16 protein-coding genes are annotated in these 19,381 nt (G+C 41.6%); 10 read left to right on the forward strand and 6 right to left on the reverse strand.

Going from position 1 to position 19,381, the window contains the following annotated elements; all coding sequences use genetic code 11:
* Positions 1-137: 137 nt before the first annotated feature.
* Complete coding sequence (locus ACYVBM_RS17750; RefSeq protein ID WP_460687040.1) at positions 138-1,445, reverse strand: sensor histidine kinase; 1,308 nt, start codon at positions 1,443-1,445, stop codon at positions 138-140.
* 134 nt (positions 1,446-1,579) lie between these two features.
* On the opposite strand from ACYVBM_RS17750, the gene ACYVBM_RS17755 reads away from it, so the two are divergent.
* Genes ACYVBM_RS17755 through ACYVBM_RS17765 form a run of 3 tightly spaced genes read left to right on the forward strand, consistent with a single transcriptional unit; the run spans position 1,580 to position 3,697 of the window.
* Entirely contained in the window at positions 1,580-2,125 is a 546-nt protein-coding gene (locus tag ACYVBM_RS17755; RefSeq protein ID WP_460687041.1) for an RNA polymerase sigma factor, read from the forward strand.
* Positions 2,125-2,823 (forward strand): anti-sigma factor, encoded by a 699-nt coding sequence (locus ACYVBM_RS17760; protein ID WP_460687042.1) that lies wholly within the window; start codon positions 2,125-2,127, stop codon positions 2,821-2,823. Before ACYVBM_RS17755 ends, ACYVBM_RS17760 begins: the two co-directional genes overlap by 1 nt.
* Positions 2,798-3,697, forward strand: coding sequence for a DUF4097 family beta strand repeat-containing protein (locus tag ACYVBM_RS17765; protein WP_460687043.1), 900 nt, complete (start codon positions 2,798-2,800; stop codon positions 3,695-3,697). Before ACYVBM_RS17760 ends, ACYVBM_RS17765 begins: the two co-directional genes overlap by 26 nt.
* A 139-nt stretch (positions 3,698-3,836) precedes the next feature.
* Here the strand turns inward: ACYVBM_RS17765 and ACYVBM_RS17770 are convergent, their stop codons facing one another.
* The 4 genes from ACYVBM_RS17770 to ACYVBM_RS17785 all read right to left on the reverse strand — a co-directional run bounded on the left by ACYVBM_RS17770 (position 3,837) and on the right by ACYVBM_RS17785 (position 9,966).
* A complete protein-coding gene (locus ACYVBM_RS17770; RefSeq protein WP_460687044.1) occupies positions 3,837-5,270 on the reverse strand; it encodes a Gfo/Idh/MocA family protein in 1,434 nt (477 codons plus the stop codon).
* 132 nt (positions 5,271-5,402) lie between these two features.
* Positions 5,403-8,561 carry a glycoside hydrolase family 2 TIM barrel-domain containing protein gene (locus ACYVBM_RS17775; protein WP_460687045.1) on the reverse strand — a complete coding sequence of 1,053 codons (3,159 nt, stop codon included), beginning with the start codon at positions 8,559-8,561 and terminating at the stop codon, positions 5,403-5,405.
* Positions 8,562-8,772: 211 nt separating this feature from the next.
* On the reverse strand, positions 8,773-9,045 hold the full coding sequence (locus ACYVBM_RS17780; RefSeq protein WP_460687046.1) for a chaperone modulator CbpM: 273 nt from the start codon (positions 9,043-9,045) through the stop codon (positions 8,773-8,775).
* Between the two features lie 3 nt (positions 9,046-9,048).
* Positions 9,049-9,966, reverse strand: coding sequence for a DnaJ C-terminal domain-containing protein (locus tag ACYVBM_RS17785; protein WP_460687047.1), 918 nt, complete (start codon positions 9,964-9,966; stop codon positions 9,049-9,051).
* Positions 9,967-10,090: 124 nt separating this feature from the next.
* Between ACYVBM_RS17785 and ung the strand changes: the two genes are divergently transcribed.
* The 4 genes from ung to ACYVBM_RS17805 are packed head-to-tail and all read left to right on the forward strand — an operon-like array spanning position 10,091 to position 12,134.
* Positions 10,091-10,762, forward strand: a complete 672-nt coding sequence (gene ung / locus ACYVBM_RS17790; protein WP_460687048.1) for a uracil-DNA glycosylase — start codon at positions 10,091-10,093, stop codon at positions 10,760-10,762.
* Positions 10,763-10,792: 30 nt separating this feature from the next.
* On the forward strand, positions 10,793-11,236 hold the full coding sequence (locus ACYVBM_RS17795; protein ID WP_460687049.1) for a GNAT family N-acetyltransferase: 444 nt from the start codon (positions 10,793-10,795) through the stop codon (positions 11,234-11,236).
* 12 nt (positions 11,237-11,248) lie between these two features.
* Positions 11,249-11,377, forward strand: a complete 129-nt coding sequence (locus ACYVBM_RS17800; protein ID WP_460687050.1) for a hypothetical protein — start codon at positions 11,249-11,251, stop codon at positions 11,375-11,377.
* Between the two features lie 4 nt (positions 11,378-11,381).
* Complete coding sequence (locus ACYVBM_RS17805; protein ID WP_460687051.1) at positions 11,382-12,134, forward strand: lysophospholipid acyltransferase family protein; 753 nt, start codon at positions 11,382-11,384, stop codon at positions 12,132-12,134.
* A 125-nt stretch (positions 12,135-12,259) separates the two neighbouring features.
* Here the strand turns inward: ACYVBM_RS17805 and ACYVBM_RS17810 are convergent, their stop codons facing one another.
* Entirely contained in the window at positions 12,260-15,169 is a 2,910-nt protein-coding gene (locus tag ACYVBM_RS17810; protein ID WP_460687052.1) for a putative LPS assembly protein LptD, read from the reverse strand.
* A 204-nt stretch (positions 15,170-15,373) separates the two neighbouring features.
* Here ACYVBM_RS17810 and ACYVBM_RS17815 point away from each other — a divergent pair, with 204 nt between their 5' ends.
* From ACYVBM_RS17815 to ACYVBM_RS17825, 3 genes are all read left to right on the forward strand, one after another.
* Entirely contained in the window at positions 15,374-16,315 is a 942-nt protein-coding gene (locus ACYVBM_RS17815) for an N-acetylmuramoyl-L-alanine amidase family protein (RefSeq protein ID WP_460687053.1), read from the forward strand.
* 150 nt (positions 16,316-16,465) lie between these two features.
* A complete protein-coding gene (locus ACYVBM_RS17820) occupies positions 16,466-17,449 on the forward strand; it encodes an MlaD family protein (RefSeq protein WP_460687054.1) in 984 nt (327 codons plus the stop codon).
* A 101-nt stretch (positions 17,450-17,550) separates the two neighbouring features.
* Entirely contained in the window at positions 17,551-19,350 is a 1,800-nt protein-coding gene (locus ACYVBM_RS17825) for an OstA-like protein (protein WP_460687055.1), read from the forward strand.
* Positions 19,351-19,381: the final 31 nt, after the last annotated feature.

Raw genomic sequence — 19,381 nt, forward strand, 5'->3', positions numbered from 1 at the left:
CCTCACTTAAAGCAATTTTTGCTCCAAATGAGGCATTTTTTATATTCTTTTGCTAATAAAATACAAGCCTACACTGCATTACATATTTTCAGGAAGACCCTATAGCATTTTTGTAAGCAGGCTTATACACGGATATTTTAGGACATGACCTGTGTCTCCTTTCCTTTTTGAAACAGCAGCCGGAAACACGTGCCTTTTCCCGGGGAGCTTTCTAAAGCTATATCACCGTCATTTTTGGTGATAAATTCTTTGGAGAGCAGCAGCCCAAGCCCCGCGCCCCTTTCGCCATTGGTTCCGTAAGCTGGATTTTGCCGGCTACTGAATAACTTATTTTTGATTTCTTCATCCATACCAGTTCCCTGGTCTTTTATATAAATGGCTACGCCATCTGCTGCATTTTCTGCAGAAACACTTACTTCCCCTCCGGGATAACTGAATTTTAGTGCATTGCCCAACAGGTTGCGCAACACCACCGCTACCTGGTCGCGATCTGCAAAAATCCGGATATTGTCAGGTACATTTACATTTACCGCAATCCCTTTTTGCTGCATAATGAATTCAAAAAAATGAAGCACCTCATTCAATAGATCTGTAAGGGGGAAAAAAACCGGCTTTGTTTGAATTCCCTGCATACCTGATGCGCTCCAACGCAGCAATTCCCCTATTGTGTTATTCAGCTGAGCTACTTTTTTTTGAAAAGACCCTGTCGCCTCCAGCATATCTTCTTTATCCAGTAGATCGCTGCGATACATGTCAAGAGCCCTTTCAAGGCTTAATAAGGGGCCCCTTATATCATGAGAAACAATAGAGAAGAGTCGCTCCTTGTTCTGGTTCGTCATAACCAGATCCTGCTGCCTTGCTTCTATTTCCTGCTGGTAATCTGATTGGACATATTTAAAAAAAACAACAGTTACTATAACGAACATTAAAGATATAGCAACAACGCTATTGATACGGCCCGGTGATATCTGCGCTTCACCCGGCAAATCGATATTGAAATTGAGAACGGCCAGGATTGCAGCCACAGTCAAAATACTCAGGCCACCAATGAGCCATTTATTATCAAATACAAGAATTAAAATCACAAGCGTTCCAACCAGGCAATATTCTGTTCCATTTTGATAAAACAGTCCAGACAATGTATAAATAATGATGGAAAAGGCAATTCTTACAAGCTTGGCGCTCTGATATAGCCTGTGCTTATGCATCAAAATCAGTAATAACAAAGAAATAAGATTCGCCAGGTTCAGCCCAACCAGTAAATACCTGTTCTGAACAATATTGAGCGCAAGAAACAATACAACAAATGGCATGCATATCATGGTCAGAATATTCAGCATTTTTACCCGCCTCGATTCTATTATGGGCAAATCGGGGTGTACGCCGGTATTGATAATATCTGTTAAATAGCGAGATATCACTAAGCTGTTCTGGTTTCTGCTCATTCCTTAAAGATAGTATTATCTACACGCTTTTTGAAAATATCCCGGTTAATTATCCGGCTTTTTTTGAAGTGGGCCTGAACAAGTGTAACATTCTTTGCAATTTTGCGATTATTCTATAAAAGCAGCAATAAATATTGAATCTTACGGCTGAAATAACATTGGACGAACAGGTAGAACTTTGCCGTGAGGGTAACAGGCAGGCGTATTATAATATATATAACCGGTATGCCCGGCCCATGCTTAACAGCAGTATGCGGCTATTAAATAACCTGGCAGATGCAGAGGATATGGTACAGGAAGCATTTACAGATGCCTTCAACAGCCTGGAAAAATTTACTTATAAAAGCTCTTTTGAGGCATGGCTAAGGAGGATTGTGATCAATAAATCTGTTAACCTGCTACGGAAAAAGAAAATAAAATGGGTAGATGCGGAGCTTACAAACATCAACAGCAGCACAGATCAGGAGGTAGATGAAGACGATTTTAAGGCTGATATAGATAAAATTAAACGGGCTATAGCGAACTTACCTGAAAATTACAGGGTGATATTCAACCTGTTTGTAATAGACGGGCTAAAGCAGGAAGAAATTGCCGTGTTACTAAATATATCTCACAATAATGTACGAACCATTTATCACCGTGCCAGGAAAAAAGTGATAGATGCCGTAAACGCAACATAATGAGTAAGAAACTAGAGAATTTCATACAGGATCATAAGGACGCATTTGACAGCTACCAGCCATCTGATGCATTATGGCATCGTATTGAAAAAAAGCTGGAAGCATCAAAAAGTGAAAAAAAGGCGAAGGTTTTCTTTATGAAAAACCGGATCAAAGCGGCGGCCGCCGTAGCAGCTATACTTACTACTGCTGCTTTGCTTTATATTCTTAATAAAGAGGCAGGGCCCGTGCATGAGCCACAGATAGCCGGAAATGGAGGTAATTATATTCCAGACAGCAGCCCTCTTAACGAAAAGCAATCACCGGTAGTTATAAACAGTGATACACCCAGGGACCATGCAAACATAGGAGGCAATAAAAAGGATTTGAATGAAAGGCCGGAGCTACCCATTAAAAAAGAGGAAGAAGAGCTATATCATTATACAAGGCTTATTGAAATAAAGCAGGAGCAGATGCAGGCTTTGAAAAAAAGTGAACCAGAGTTGTATAAAGAATTTTCGAAAGACATAGAAATGCTAGAAACCTCATATGATGCGCTGAAAGCACAGCTGAAAACCGGTATCAACAGTGAGAAACTCCTGGAAGCCATGATTGGCAATTTAAAAATGCAAACAGATCTGTTAAATACACAATTAGGAATACTGAAACAAGTACACCGTAAAAATAAACAAAATGGCAAAGATTATAAAAGCTTATAGCCTCCTGCTTTTGCTGACAGCTTTAACACTGGTAGCTCATGCAGATGATGGTGAAAAAAATAAAACCTATTCCAAGACTTATTCATTACGCGATAACCAGGAGGTAAAGATCAGCAATAAATTTGGGAAAGTAACTGTAAACAACTGGAACAGGAAAGAAGTAAAAGTGGATGTTAGCATCACAGTGTATGCTAATGACGATAAGGTAGCACAAAATATTATCGACAACATCAATATTGAAAGCACTGAAGCCAATTTCATCAGTTTTACAACCAAATTCTCCGGCAACAATAACAATAAAGGCAAGAACATAAAAATGAAGGTAAATTATACGGTTTATATGCCCTCTTCCAACCCGCTTTCCGTTAAAAATGAATTTGGAAATACGTATATACCAGACTGGCCAGGAGAAGTAAATATAGATCAGTCTTTTGGTGATATCGAAACCGGGGTATTACCGAAAGTAAAGGATATTAAAGTACAGTTCGGCTCGCTTATCTCAAAATCAATAAACGATGGTAATATGAAGATCTCCTATTCGGACTTAAAAATTGATAACCTTTCGGGCAACATCACTACTAGAATTGATTTTTGCAAAGGCTCAAAGATCGGACTGCCAAGCAAGCTGGACCGGCTTGATATGAAAATATCATACTCTGATGTGACACTGCATATTTCTCCATCATTAGATGCTACTTTTACTATAAGTACCAGCTTCGGTGACCTAAAAAACAGCAGTAAGCTGAACCTGACTAATGAAACCAGGGAAAAAAAGTACGGGCCTACATTTGATAAAAAATATAGCGGCAAAACAGGTTCTGGAAAAGCTGTAGTTAATATCAGCAACAGCTTTGGAGATATCGTGCTGAAATAAAAAGATACAAAGGAGGAAGGAAGCTTAAAACCTCTATTCGTATAAAGAGAAATGCCCCCGGATGCCGGGGGCATTTTCATATACCTAATTGATTGCTCACAAACTGATACAGGAGTTTATCCCCGAAAAATACCACTATCTATTTTACAAAAGCATGTTTAAATCCTTGCGTACGGTTCCATGCGCCCCTTGTAAAATCAGGTATCAGTACAGGTGCGCTGCCATTTTCAATAGAAATAGCCGAAAGCTCTGTAAGGCAACACCACTCGGCCAGGTCGTAAACGTCCATATCCAGCGGAAGGCCATTTTGTAAACAGTATGCCAGGCGGTAATCCATAATAAAGTCCATACCACCGTGCCCGCCAACCTTTTTGGCAGTTTCTTCCAGTTCCTGGTGAATAGGATGCTTATACTTTTTCATCAGGGCTTCTTTAACCTCTTTGCTTACAAAGCTGTGCGCATTCAGCTTCTCATGATCGGGTGTTATATCTGCTGTTACCTGCTCGGCATCCAGTGCATATCCGTCAACAGGATATTTATTGGCAAAACCTTTTGTGCCGGTCAGCTGGTACATACGAGAGTAAGGACGGGGCGTCATCACATTGTGTTGTATCTGCATGGTTTTACCATTCTGGGTTTTGATCATGGTAATGGTCTGGTCTCCGTTCTTAAACGCACCAGGATCCTCTCCTTTCAGCTTCCTCCACTCTTCCCGGCCATTGAATGATCTTGTATCAATGGAAACCAGGTAATTCATTTTATCGCCCCTGTGAATATTTAAAGCCTGGCATATAGGCCCGATGCCATGTGTAGGATACACATCGCCACGATAATTTTTATTATAATCTAAGCGCCAGTTATTCCAGTAATCATTCCAAAACTCTGACAGGTTGTGAATATAGGCACCCTCAGCATGTATTACTTCGCCAAACAACCCTTTCTGTGCCATATTTAAGGTTGTAAGTTCAAAAAAGTCATACACACAGTTTTCCAACATCATGCAATGCTTGCGTGTTCTTTCCGAAGTATTGATCAAATCCCAGATATCCTTCATATTCATGGCAGCAGGTACTTCTATAGCTACGTGCTTTCCCTTTTCCATAGCATATAAAGCCATAGGAACATGATGTTTCCAGTCAGTGGCTATATAAACCAGGTCAATATCATCTCTTTCACAGAGCTTCTTCCAGGCATTTTCTTCTCCTGAATAGGCCGCTGCACGGGCTACATTATTTTTATCAAGGATTTTTTGGGCCACTTCTACCCTTTCCGGCCTCAGGTCTGCAAGAGCTACTATTCGGGTATTCGGGATCTGTGTCCAGCGCCCTACAGCGCCGGGGCCGCGCATACCTAAACCAATAAAGCCAACCCTTACTACAGGGATCTTAGGCGCTGCAAAAGCCAGCATGTCCTGTTGTCCTGCAGGACGCGGTGGTGCCGGAACAGCAATAGACCTGATGCCTCTGGCCTGTGTAGCTCCTGTTTGAGCAACTTTTTGAGCACTATTACAACCTTGCATTACCAGGCCCAGCAACGCAAAGGCAACAAAGCAAATTTTCCACCTGTTCATCATGGGCTTAAAAATTTATTTAGTTTATACCACCGATCTCAATGGCGAAGATTAAAGATAACCGTTTACCCTCTATAGTAAACAGGCAAACGTTTGCACAAAAAAAATTCACCATGAAAAAAGTATACATCCGGATTACTGTAAAGGCCTGACCCAATAACTGTAATGATACTCTCCAGGAATGATCCAATACTTTTTCATTGGCATAGCTCCCCAGCTGTCTATACCCTGAACACCTAATTGCAACAGGTCGATGTGCATGTAAATCCTGTCGCGCTCTGTAAGCTCACCAGAATGATACTGATGCTTTTCAGGAGCCGGATCCAAATCATTCAGGCTATAGGGTAACGCAGATACGGATAGCAGGCTGTCTGCAAAATCGATCCTGATCCCTTTGCCTTTATTGTTGGTGAGCGTTATCCACCGTACATCTGTTTTATTGCCGCTTTCCTGCGGTCGGGCATAAGGGAAATACTGTTGTTGCAGTGTTTGAGTATAAATACCTGTTTCACTGGCATACTTCCTGTCCCAATAATTTTCCCAGGGGCCACGTCCATACCACCGGATATGGTTTAGTTGTTTATTTACTTCAAGATCGTTACCAATGCGCATCACCGTTTTATAGCTTCCTTTTTCTATTTTAAAATTGTTATTTACTTTGATGCTGCCATCACCATACACAGAAAATACCTGGACCGTTTGCGCTTTGTTATCTAAAATATTTTTTGTGAAGGTGATCCTGTACTCATTATCTGCTACCTGCTCCGTTTTGACTGTTGCCACATCCTCCTGCCCGTAAGCATTCCGCCAGTTACGTAAAGACTGGTTCAATCCCGCACCTATATCATTATCTGTAGGCGCCCGGTAAAAAGAAGGCACCGGGCCACTTTCGAGTACTGGTATACTATTTACTTTATACGAAGTAAGCACTCCTTTTTTTGTATCGAAAGTGACCACAAAATTTTTACCCGTTACATGGAGCAAAGAGCTGCTTTGGCTGGCCTTCACTGCTGCTTTGGATATAGATGGTTTTGCTGCCGCAGGCATACCGGCATATGCCACCTGCTCATACGCTATTTCATATCCCTTGTCGAGCAAAGGCTCGCCATTTTTTAAAACATACCGCAGATTGAGAAGATATTCCCTGCCCTCTTTAGGGTTTAGCTTTACAGGTAACTGGATATCGGCCCCTGCACAGGGTTGTATATCCAGTTGCTCAACATTTCCTTTTGCTATAACGCGCCCATCTTCAAGAACCGACCACTCTAACTGTACATTATCCATATTTCTGAAAGAGTAGGCATTAGTGATATGGACCGTATTATTTCCTTTATAGGTTGTTTTTATAAACTGGTGCACTTTTTTCAGCTCCACTGCCATTGGCGTAAGCTCCCGATAGGCGGTAACCACACCTTTTACACAAAAGTTATTATCGCTGAAATCCTCATTTACAGGGCCTGTTAAAGGGAAATCCCCGCCATAGGCCATAATCCTTTTCCCATTTTTAACTGTATCAAAAGCCTGGTCGATCCACTCCCAAACATAACCACCCTGAGCACCGGGGGTAGATTCTATAGCATCCCAGTAATCTTTAAAGTTACCAAGGCTATTACCCATAATATGGGCGTACTCACTCATAATAAGCGGACGGGGGTCTTTCGACTTTCCCCAGCCTGCCACCCAATCAGGAGAAGGGTACTGGGGGCAAAGAACATCAGTATTGTAATCCCGCTCTGAACGCTCGTACTGCACCGGTCGCGTATCTTCTTTCTTCAGCCAATCATAAGCCTCGTACATATTTACACCGTTGCCGGCTTCGTTGCCTAAAGACCAGGTTATAACACACGGATAGTTCTTATCCCGTTCATACATCCTCTTTATGCGTTCTAAATGTGCGGTGCGCCATTTTTTATCATTCGCAAAAGTGTATTCAAGGTCATAGCCTCTGCCATGCGATTCTATGTTAGCCTCGTCAATAACATACAGCCCGTATTCATCGCAAAGCTCCATCCAGTAAGGGTCTGGCGGATAATGAGAATGACGAACTGCATTTACGTTCAGCTTTTTCATCATTTCCATGTCCTTCAGCATATCTGCTTTTGTTAAAGCATGGCCTGTTTTGGGATTGTGCTCATGCCTGTTCACCCCTTTAAAAAAAACACGCTTCCCGTTCACCAACATATCCCTTCCCTTAATTTCTATGCTTCTGAAACCTACGCGTACCGGCACTACTTCCAATATTTTGCCCTCTTTGTCTTTTAATGTTAAATTAAGCACATACAAATAGGGTGTTTCTGCAGTCCATGTTTTTACTGCAGGTATTTCCTTCTTAAAAGAAACATTGGTTTTATAGTGCCCCAGCACTGTATGAATACCAGAAATCTCTTTACAAACTTCTTTTCCGGAAGCATCGGTGAGCCGCGCTTCTACAGTAAATGAATCAGGTTTGGAATGAAGGGTTTTTACATCGGTTTTATAACTGTTTACTTCAACATCTACCTGCAAACTGCCATCCTTATAGTTATTTATAAGATTGCTTTGCACTTTAAAATCCCTTATATCCAGCTTTGGAGTAGCATACAGGTACACGTCTCTTTCAATGCCGGAAATACGCCACATATCCTGACACTCCAGGTAACTGGCATCGCTCCAGCGATATACCTGTAAAGCCACCAGGTTTTCCCCTGGTTTTACATACTCAGTTATATCGAACTCTGCAGCCAGCTTGCTGTCTTCACTGTACCCCGCTTTTTTACCGTTCACCCAAATGAAGAAAGCAGACTTTACAGCACCCAGGTGAATAAATATTTGCCTGCCATCCCAGTCGGCCGGGATCACTACTTTCTTCCTGTATGAGCCTACAGGATTGTTATCGTCCGGAATATCAAAAGGCGGGTTCAGCCTTCCTCCTCTAAATTTAGCACCAGCGAACTCATAAGGCTGGTTTACATAAATAGGCAGGCCATAGCCGTTCAGCTCCCAATTGGCAGGAACGGGAAAGTTCACCCATTTACTATCATTATAAGTAAGTGTATAAAAATCCTGGGGCCTGTCGTTAGGGTTTTGTACCCAGTTAAATTTCCATTGGCCATTAAGAGATAAAAAATATTTAGAACTTTCTTTTACCCGTTTTTCTGCTAAGGCAGCACTTTCATAAGCAAAAGCACTGGCGCGCATAGGCATCCTGTTCACAGAAACAATTTCCGGTGTTTGTAATTCAACAGGCAGTGATGATTGCGAGAATGCGGTTAAAACAAAAAGGTTGAGTACAAGCAAAAATGACAGGAGCTTCATATTATAAAATTACGATTGACAATAGCATAAACAATGTTTACAAAGAAACATGGAAACATCTTAATTACAAAGCCTTGTGCAAACGATTGATCTGCCTGTTATACGGGTTATAGTATAAACAGATTGTAGCTTTTCCCTGTTTTAATGAATGCTATCATACGCTGGCCATGCAGGTACTGCACTTCCACCCTCCTGTAAGAAACTGACAAGATTACGCCTTCAAAGCCCGTAATTCGGTCTGAAGGGACTCTATTTTTTTTAATAAATGGCTGATGGCCTCCATACCTTCCATATTGATGTCAAGATCAAAATGCAGGTGCATATATCTTTCCAGCAGTGACAAATGTTCACTACTGATAAAATAAGACTCGTTGGTATATTCCAGCTCAATCAGGCCATGCTCGCTCAGGTTTTTTACAAACGATGTTTCAATACTGTAATACCTGCAGCATTCCTCTATTAAAATATGATTCCCGTTTTCCATATATTATTTTTTAGAGGCTTCATCAGCCAGTTGTTGAAATAAGCTTTTTTCTCTTTCATTCAGGTTTCCAGGCAGCTTTACATCCCAGGTTATGTATAAATCTCCAAATACACCTTCTTTTTTATATACAGGGAACCCCTTGCCTTTTAGCCTGACCCTTGTTCCATTCTGCGTTTCGGGCTTCAAAGTAAGCTTTACCTTTCCATCCAGGGTATCAACCATTTGCTCGCCACCCAGCATGGCCTTATACAGGTCAATAGATGCATTCAGGTATAGGTCATTCTCCTTACGTGTAAAAGCAGTATTGTTTGTAACAGTAAAGGTAATGAACAAATCTCCCGCAGGACCGCCATTTACGCCTGCGCCACCGTATCCTTTAATTTTAATTTCCTGCCCGTTTTCAATACCGGCAGGTACTGTAATACGTATATTTTTGCCATTAACAGTAAAAGTTTGCTGGTGCGTTTTATAAGCATCGGTTAAATTCAGTTGTACCTCTGCCCTGTAATCCTGCCCCCTGTATTTCACATTTCTTTTCGAATGCGAAGCTCCGCCAAACATCTGCGAAAAGAAATCAGAAAAATCGCTGCCATCGCTGTAAGTAAAATGCCCGCCATAATCATCGCCGCCGAAAGGACTTCCGGTACCGGCTCCTTGCTGCTGCCGTTGCTGCCGGGCCTGCTCAAACTGCTCCGCATGTTTCCAGTCAGCGCCATACTGATCGTATTTCTTACGTTTTTCAGGATCGCTTAAAACCTCGTGCGCCTCATTGATCTGCTGGAATACTTTTACAGCCTCCGTGTCATTGGGATTAAGGTCCGGGTGATGTTTCCTGGCCAGCTTCCGGTATGCTTTTTTGATATCGTCGGCCGAAGCACTCCTGTCCAGGCCTAAAACTTTATAATAATCTATATAATCCATAATCTGAAATAAATAATGAGGGCAATTTAAGTTTTTTCTCCATTATATTACAATGAGAAAAACCTCTTTACATCATATTAACACCAACAATTATTATTAAGTTTGAGCTTTTAAACAACAAGGCATGGATGTACAAATAGAAGCCTCATGGAAAGAGAAGCTAAAAGATGAATTTGAAAAACCTTATTTTGGAAATATTGTCAATCACCTCAAAGCAGAAAAGCAATTAAAAAAGATCATTTATCCTCCAGGCCCGATGATCTTTAATGCCTTTAATTCAACTCCTTTTGATAAAGTAAAAGTATTGATACTGGGGCAGGACCCTTATCACGGCCCGGGACAGGCACATGGCCTGTGCTTTTCGGTGCCGGATAGCGTACCCCCTCCACCCTCACTAATCAATATATTTAAAGAGCTACAAACAGATATCGGGATGCCGGCGCCTCCAAGTGGCAACTTAAGCAAATGGGCTGCGGAAGGAGTTTTTCTACTGAACGCATCGCTTACGGTTCGTGCGGGAGAACCTATGAGCCATGCAAAAATTGGCTGGGCCCAGTTTACAAATGCTGTTATTAAAATCATTGCAGAACAAAAACAACACGTCGTTTTTTTACTATGGGGCAAATTTGCACAGGAGAAAGCGGCTTTTATCGATACTTCCAGGCACTTGATCTTAAAAGCGGCCCACCCCTCTCCCCTGTCGGCCCATAACGGGTTTTTAGGCTGCAAACATTTTTCTAAAACCAATGAATACCTTACCGCGCAAGGCATTGAGCCGGTAGACTGGAAGCTGTAAATGTGAAATATAGAATATGTAAACTATTGAATGGTACGGAATGATGTAGTACTACAAACCGAAAAAGTTTTACTTCGCCCTATCGAAACCGGTGATTATGCTCCGTTTCTGCAGCTTACACGGGAGGATAGGGATATGTGGGAATATTTTTCTTCCAGACTTAGCGATGCGGATCAGCTAAAAAACTGGTTGGATAGCGCCCTGCAGGAAAAAGCCGCAGGAACGCGCATGCCATTTACTATTATAGAGAAAGTAACGGGGCAGATTGCCGGCAGTAGCAGCATCGGCAATATTTCATGGCACGACAAACGCCTTGAAATTGGCTGGAGCTGGCTGGCAGCGCAGTTCAGAAGTACTGGCATCAACCGACATGCTAAGTTTTGTATGATGCGCCACGCCTCTGAAGAAATGAATTTCGAAAGAGTGGAATTTAAGACCGGTGTACTAAATACCCGTGCCCGCAAAGGACTTTAAAAAGTAGGCGGTGTGGAGGAAGGCATTTTAAGAAGCCATTCTTTATTGTGGAACGGCAACAGGCGCACTTCGGTATTTTACAGTGTTTTGAAAGATGAATGGCCAAAACTGAAAACGACTATTTTTGCCGATATTCAATAAAACAATGGGTATCCTTAAAGAAATAGCAGGCCGTATATGGGCCACATGGGGATTGATTTCCTTTATCATTACCTTTATTATCATCTTCCCGGTCTCTATGATATCTTATCTCTTTCCTGAACCCAAAGGAACAGACTTTCTTATCAGGGTATCAAGAATATGGATGAGGGTATGGATGTTTTTAATTGCCTGCCCCATAAAAATAACAGGCCGGAAGAACTTTGAAAAAGGGAAAAGTTATATTGTTACCTGTAATCATAATTCTTTATTAGATATACCGCTGTCATCGCCTTTTATCCCTGGCCCCAACAAAACAATAGCAAAAACAAGCTTTGCCAAAGTTCCTGTTTTTGGATGGTTTTATGCAAAAGGATCGGTACTGGTAGACCGTAAAAATGAACAAAGCCGCAAAAGAAGTTTTGAAAAAATGAAACAGGTGCTAAAAATGGGAATGCATATGTGTATCTACCCAGAGGGTACACGCAACAGAACCTCAGCACCTTTAAAACCCTTTTACAGCGGGGCTTTTAAGCTGGCACACGAAACCGGGGCATCTATTATTCCTGCTATTATTTCAGGAACTAAAGAAGCTGTTCCCCTCAATAAAACATTTTTCTTTTTACCTAAAAAGCTGGAGCTCCGCTTCCTGCCTCCCGTATCTTCTGAAAACATTACTGCTGCTGAGTTAAAAGAAAAGGTATACCATATTATGGAAGAAGCTATACTCAATAGCCGGCATATAGCAAATAACGGTTAACAGTTATGAGAAACAGAAAGCTAAATACAGAAAAGCTGGTAGCTGTTAAATAGTCAGCTATTTGAATAGGGTGCATTCAATATTCGAAAAATAGTTTATGCCTTTTATCTATCGTTTATCAACTATCATCTGGTAGAATAGAACGATCTGGTACGGTTGATCTTCAGATCCTGTAATATACCCGCTTTGGGGCTTATAGTAAAATTGAAAAACCGGTATAGGCCAATAGGCGTTACGTTAATGGCCATCTGCCAGCAGTGTAGATCCCTTGAAATAGCCATTGAAAAAGTCTGCACTTTGGCGGTAGCAAAATCATAATAGCCGTTTACGCTAAAGTTCCATTTAGGCGTAAGATTAAAGCTCCCGTTGAAATTAACGCTGGAGGTTACCGGGCTTACTGAGCTTTGAAGCGTATTTAAGTTACGCCCGCGGCGGGAGTAATTAAGCGAGTAAGACAGGCTGATAGACCACGGAGTATTAAAATCCACAAACTCTGCGGGATTCTGGCGCATATATTCCATAAGTCTTTGCTGATCTGCCTGCAACATAGGGTCGTTCAGATTTTGATTAATGGCTTTTTCGCGGGCCTTAGCCTTTTCGGGATCTGTAGGCTTGCTTTGAAAGCTGGTGCTCATGGAAATACTGGCATTAGTAACGGTTCCTACTTTCCATCCGCCATCGGCCCAGGCATATTTGCTCGTGGCATAACCACTCTCGCTAAGCTCATAAGGTACGAGCGTGGCGGAAGCGTTAATATTTATTTTTTCAAAAAGATTGGTTCTGAAATACATGCTGATCGGCGACAGCTTCATGCTATCGGCCAGGAAATTATACGACCCGTTAAAACCAAATCCATCCGCCAGCTTGATTTTTTTAATTCCGTTTTCAGCATCTTCTTTCGATGTATTGGCATACGAGTCGAGTGTTTTATCGGGTACATTTTCATCAGCAGGGTCTTCTTGACCTGAAGACTTTGCTTTCTTCTTGGGCTTTGCCCTTACTTTCATTTCGAGATTATTATCCAGCCCGAAATTGATGCCGCCCGACCGCCTGCTGGTAAACTGGTTAACAGGCCTGGAGTACAAACCGTCTAATTGGTTATAGGCTGCTTTTGTACCTATACTATCAATCTGCACGGCGTCCCAAAAACGCTGATTCAGGTCGGGGGTATAGCTCAGCCCGAATGTAGGGCGCATCACATGCCGTATCGCGATTATTTTTTCAGTAGGCAACTCGTATAACCCGTATAATGCCGTATTAAACGAGATACCAAAAGACGCCTGCTGCTTGATCTTAAATGCACGTTTCAGGTTAGCCACAATAGTATCTTTTACATAAGCGCTGTCGCCATACCAGAAAGTTTTCGGCCCCCAGCGCATGGTAGTGATCCCATCCACCCACTCCTGCGAGTAAGAAACCGAGGGGGCTATTACCAGGGCACCACCAAGAATAGGCGGCAGTGACAGAGTGATAGGTATATTATGATTGGCGCTCCAGCGGGCAGTATCTTTCAGGAACTCAAAAATCCTCCGGTTCCCCATCCGGTCGTTAGTACGCGAATAATTGATACTGTCGTAGAAATTAAAATCATTCCTGAAGCTGCCTGTATAGCCTATCCCCAATTGCTCGTACCATCTTTTTTTGCCTACAGCATCTTTTTTCTGAAAAGGATATAAGGTAGTGACTGAAAAATTAGCTGTAGGAAAATTAATGGTCATTAACCGGGAGGTATTGTTCTGGCTGTGGTTCATAGCCAGGGTAAGGTTGAACGGTTTATCGATCCATTGTTTGGAATATGTTATAGATGAGCTGAGGTTATTGTTATAGGGCGCCATCGGAACATTGGACAGGTTCCGGTTATAATTGGTAGAACTGAAGTTCACATTAGAAGAAAAATTAATACCCGGCCTGGCCCGGCTGTCTGATGAATGTGACCATGAAAAAGAGTATGTGTTACTTTTATAATAGTCAGGATCGTCCTTTGTATTTCTTTTTGTACTCTGTATACCCAGGTTCAGGTTTCCCTGGTATTTATATTTTTTAATATATTTTGGATTGGCATTTACCCTCCAGGTACCGAAAGAATAAATATCCCCATATACCTGTACATCCCAGTAATCACTGATGCCAAGGTAATACCCTAAGCCGGATAAGCCCACCCCTTCCTGGTCGTTGGTTTCAAAGCTGGGTGCCATAAATCCTGAGTGCCGGCCCTGGTAAAGCGGGTAAAACCCAAACGGTAAATAAATAGGAACGGGTACCGAATCAAATTCAGGACGCACAGCGCCGGTTACAGCCAGCTTTTTATTTATAATCTTTGCCTTGTTGGCACGAAAGCCGAAATGCGGATGATCGAGATTACAGGTTGTAAAAAAGTTACCTCTTGCATAAAAGGTATTTTCATTTACTTTTTTAGCTATTTGTGCGTGCACAAACATTTCACCCTGCTGGGAAATAGTACCTCTTAAAATACCCTGCTGGCTTTTAAAATTATAATCAAGCGTATCAGACCTTTGGGTACCATCACCATAATCTATGTTTACATATTCCACAATGGTCCCTGTGCTGTCTCTCTGGGGTCTTGCCGTTACAATACCTGTAGCCTGGTTCAGCCTCATATACGGAGCTTCCAGTGAACTGTTCTGATACTCCGTCTTTGCCTTTCCGTACAACTCTATTGTCTTGCCCTGAATCATACCAATAGCGGAATCCTGTGCCTTATATATAACGGGTGCAGATAAACTGTCTTTAGAGAGTTTTAAAGTAAATGTATCGGTTGGGGCCTGGCGGGCAGAATCAATAGGAGTGACCGTAGTATCCACAATAGCAGTATCGGTAATAATAACCGAATCTTTACGCGAGGGAACCGTATCTTTCAGTTGCAGCACACCGCTTTCCACCACTAAGCTATGATTAATGGTAGCGGAAGTTTTTTTTGCAAAAAAATTAATAGCGCCAATTTGTTTACTGACCGTTAAAAGGAAGATAACAGTAAGTATAAGTACGGCATGGTAAATTCTTTTAAATTTGCGCATTGGTTTTCAAAGTTCGCAAACGTACAGTAAATTTTTCATTCTAATTTCAGCAGGTCCGGATGAAAAATACATATTGAGGGTGCCAGAGTTGATTTTTAACAAAAAATATGTCAGGCACGTTTGAATATTATAAATTCTGTAACTATTGTATAAACAGAAGTTTTGTCAATGATTATTAAAAAATAAAAATATACGTATAAATTAATGATCCGATACATACTTATTGCAGGCTTTTTTTTAAGTTGTTGCTTTTCTTATGGGCAAACGGGGTCTTCTGTAAAAACCATTATTGTAGATGCTGGTCATGGAGGCCCGGATGTGGGCGCCAGAGGTACCGAAACCAATGAAGCCACGATTACCTTACAGGTAGGTATAAAATTAGCAAAAGCATTACGAGAGCAGTTTCCATCTGTTAAAATACTTGAAACCCGGCCCTCTTTTGCACTTCCCGGTAATCATACCAACGCAAATGCCGCCAACAGGTACAGAGCAGAATTTGCTAATAATAACCATGGTGACCTTTTTATTTCCCTGCATTGTAACGCTGCCGGAAAGAAACCCGGCGGCTGGTACGCTAAAAAAGTAATAGGCAGGGAGGCCAGAACACGTTATGTAAAAAAAGGGAAGAAAAAGGTAAAACAAACTTATTATGTAAATAAATATCAGGATGTTTGGGTAGAGAACGGAGCAAAAGGAACTGAAACGTATATATGGGCTGTAAACAAGAACGACCAGAAAGTGTCTTCCCTGAAAAATACCCTACCGGAAGATGGTGATGAGGATTATTACAGCGAAGAAGGAGAAGACCAGGAAAGCGACAGTCTTGAATTGCCGGACCTGAACGATCCGGCCGAGAAAGCAAGAATGCTGATATATGCCCAGCATTATTTCAGGAAAAGCTATGCTTTGGCTACCCTGGTAGAAAAAGAGTTTATTTCCAGCGGGCGAACAAGCCGTGGGGTGCAGCAGCGTAACCATAAAGGCATTTGGGTATTACAGGCTACAGGAATGCCCAGTATACTGGTTGAAATGGGTTTTATAAGCAATAATGAAGATCAGGCTTACCTTATGAGCGAAGAGGGACAGAACACCATTGTTAAAGATATTGTTAATGCTGTAAAGGTTTACCTGGAAAAATATGGTTAAACTAACTAATTTAACCTACTTTGCGAAACTTTGGCTATGAACTGGTTAATGAAAATTCAGGCATATATTTTGTCTTATGGCTTATATTGCATGTGATCAATCAAACATTATCGTCTAACTACCACTACAAAACCCTAAGAAAATATAAAAATGAGAATCTCAAATGAAGTAAAAGTCGGGGCTTTAGCCCTTGTATCCATAGCTTTATTAATCATTGGCTTCAGATTTTTAAAGGCAAAAGATATTTTCAACCGTACACCAAAGCTGTATGCTGTATTCAAATCAGTTGGAGGGCTTGAAAAGTCGAACTTTGTAAAAATAAACGGGCTTACGGTAGGCACAGTCTATTCTATGGAACCCGCAGATGAAAACGTAACAGCTGTAAAAGTCGTACTCAGTATAACAGAAGATGTGCATATACCATCCAATTCTGTAGCGTATATTGAAGGGGCATTGCTCGGATCTTCTAATATTGTTATAGAAAGAGGCAATTCAAAAACCAATCTCCAGAGCGGCGACAGGATCAATACAAAAGAAGAAGCAGGCCTTTTAGGCAATTTGTCCTCAGAAGCTAAACCGCTGATGTCAAAAATAAAAACAGTAGCTGATTCTGTAACACTGCTGCTTTCCCATTTCAATCATATACTCAATGAAAATACGCAGAGAGATGTGCAGAATGCCATAGCCAATCTCAATTACTCTACAGCCACGCTTAATGCCCTACTCGCAGGTATCAATAAGCCCTTAACCCATACGCTGGATAACGTAAGTGCTATTACAGGCAACCTTAAAAATCAAAATGAGGCCATTCAAGGAATTTTAAGCAATGCCAATACTTTTACAGCCAACCTGAGGCAGCTGGAGTTTCAAAAAACTGTTGATACCCTTAACGCGGCTATAACAGATCTTCATAGTACTATTAATCGCATATCTGATCCAAACGGTACGCTGGGTGCCTTGACCAACGACAGGCAGCTGTATAACAAAATGAGTGATGTTTTGCTAAGCGCAGAAATATTACTGGACGATCTTCGTGTACATCCAAAACGCTATGTCAACATTTCAGTATTTGGTAAAAAAAATAAAGCCGGGGAATTAACAGCTCCTGCTATAAAAGACTCTGTTCCCCGGTGATAATAAAAACTTTCACATCCCGCATTTTATCATTCCACGTTGCTTTTGCAGTATTAGGCTGCCTTATAGTGTATGGCACTACTGCCAAATATAACTTTGCAATGGCAAATATCAAAAGTGGAGCTCCGCTACGGGATACCATTAAAATCATTAAGTCCAACACTTTATCCATCCAAAAGGAAAATGACAGCACTACGCTTACCGTTCTGGAAGGCAATGTAATATTACAACAGGGAAAAACCATTTTCAAAGCGGATAAGGCTATTAAAAACGACAACCTGAATACATTTGAAGCCTGGGGACATGTACACATCAACGATGCCGATACTACAAATATTTATTCCGATCACTTAAAATATTTTGGTACTACACAAATCGCCCATCTTGATGGCAATGTAAAACTTACCGACGGGCAGGCCACGCTTACCACACCCAGCCTGGTTTATAATATGAACACCAATATAGGCGTTTATAAAGAAGGGGGCAAAGTAGTAAACAAAAAAAGCGTGATCACCAGTAAGGAAGGCGAATACTACTCTGATATAAAAGATGTGTTCTTTAAGAAAAATGTGGTAGTTACCGACCCAGCCTACAATATCAAAACAGACTCCTTACAATACAATACCGGTACGCAGATAGCTACTTTTATTACCCTGACACATATAAAGGATAGCGCGCGCCGAAGTATCGATACCAGAGAAGGGTATTACAACCTCCGAACAGGCCAGGCCGAATTTGGTCAGCGGCCTTTTATCAACGATGATAATAAGTCTACCCTTAATGCGGACAAAGTATACCTCGACGACAATATAGCCCGCGCCGAAGGAAACGCCATAGCCGTAGACTCTACCCGCGGCACCATCATTATTGCCAACCTGATCTTTCAGAACAGGATCAACGAAGCGATACTGGCCACTCAAAAGCCGGTAATGATCATTAAGCAGGACAACGATTCTATTTATGTGGCCGCTGATACTTTGTTCAGCGCCAGGCTTTCCGATCTTTTTGAAACGCAGACAGTGCCTGTAAACAATGAATCCGGTACTAAAAACGATATAAATCACATAGCTGATACAGGAGAAGACAGTATTATTGCTGTAAAAGAAGAGGTAAGGAATGATACGGGTGCTATAAAGCAGAAAAAAAGCGCCAGACCTTCTGATGTTTTTGAAACGCAGGCAGCACCTTTAAACGGCGCACCTGTTGCTAAAAACAATGCAGATACAACAGCCGCTTCAGGCAAAGACAGTGTTGTTGCCAACACGGTTATCACTGTAAAAAAAGATATAAGAAGAGATACTACTACTGTAGCGCAGAAGAAAGCTGCAACGGACAGTACCGACCGCTATTTTGAAGCGTTTCACCATGTAAGGATCTACTCAGACTCCATGCAGGCTGTTTCCGATAGCCTGTTCTATTCTTTTAAAGACTCGACCTTCAGGCTTTTTAAGGACCCTGTAGTATGGGGTAAGGATAACCAGATCACCGGAGACACCATACTTCTGCATACGCAAAATAAAAAACCACACTGGATGGAAGCCTTCAAAAATGGTTTTATGGTTAATCATATTGGCAGCCAGGCTTTTAACCAGATCAGTGCTACCCGTATTGATGCATTCTTTATAGATGGGGGTCTCGACTCTGTCCGGGCTAAAGGCACAGCCCGGTGTATTTATTACTTGCAGGATGAAGACAGCGCCTTTACAGGGATCAACCAGTCTCAATGCGATATTATTGATTCCTATTTTCAGAATAAGCAATTATATAAAGTGGCTTTCCGAAGCCAGGTAGAAGGTACTATTTATCCCATCAGCCAGAAATCACCTGCTGAAATGAAGCTGGACGGTTTTATATGGAAAGAGGCCCTGCGGCCTAAAACCAAGTACGAATTATTCGAGTAGACTGTTGGTTACTGGTTAGGTATATATATTT

The organism is Niabella aquatica (assembly GCF_054779315.1).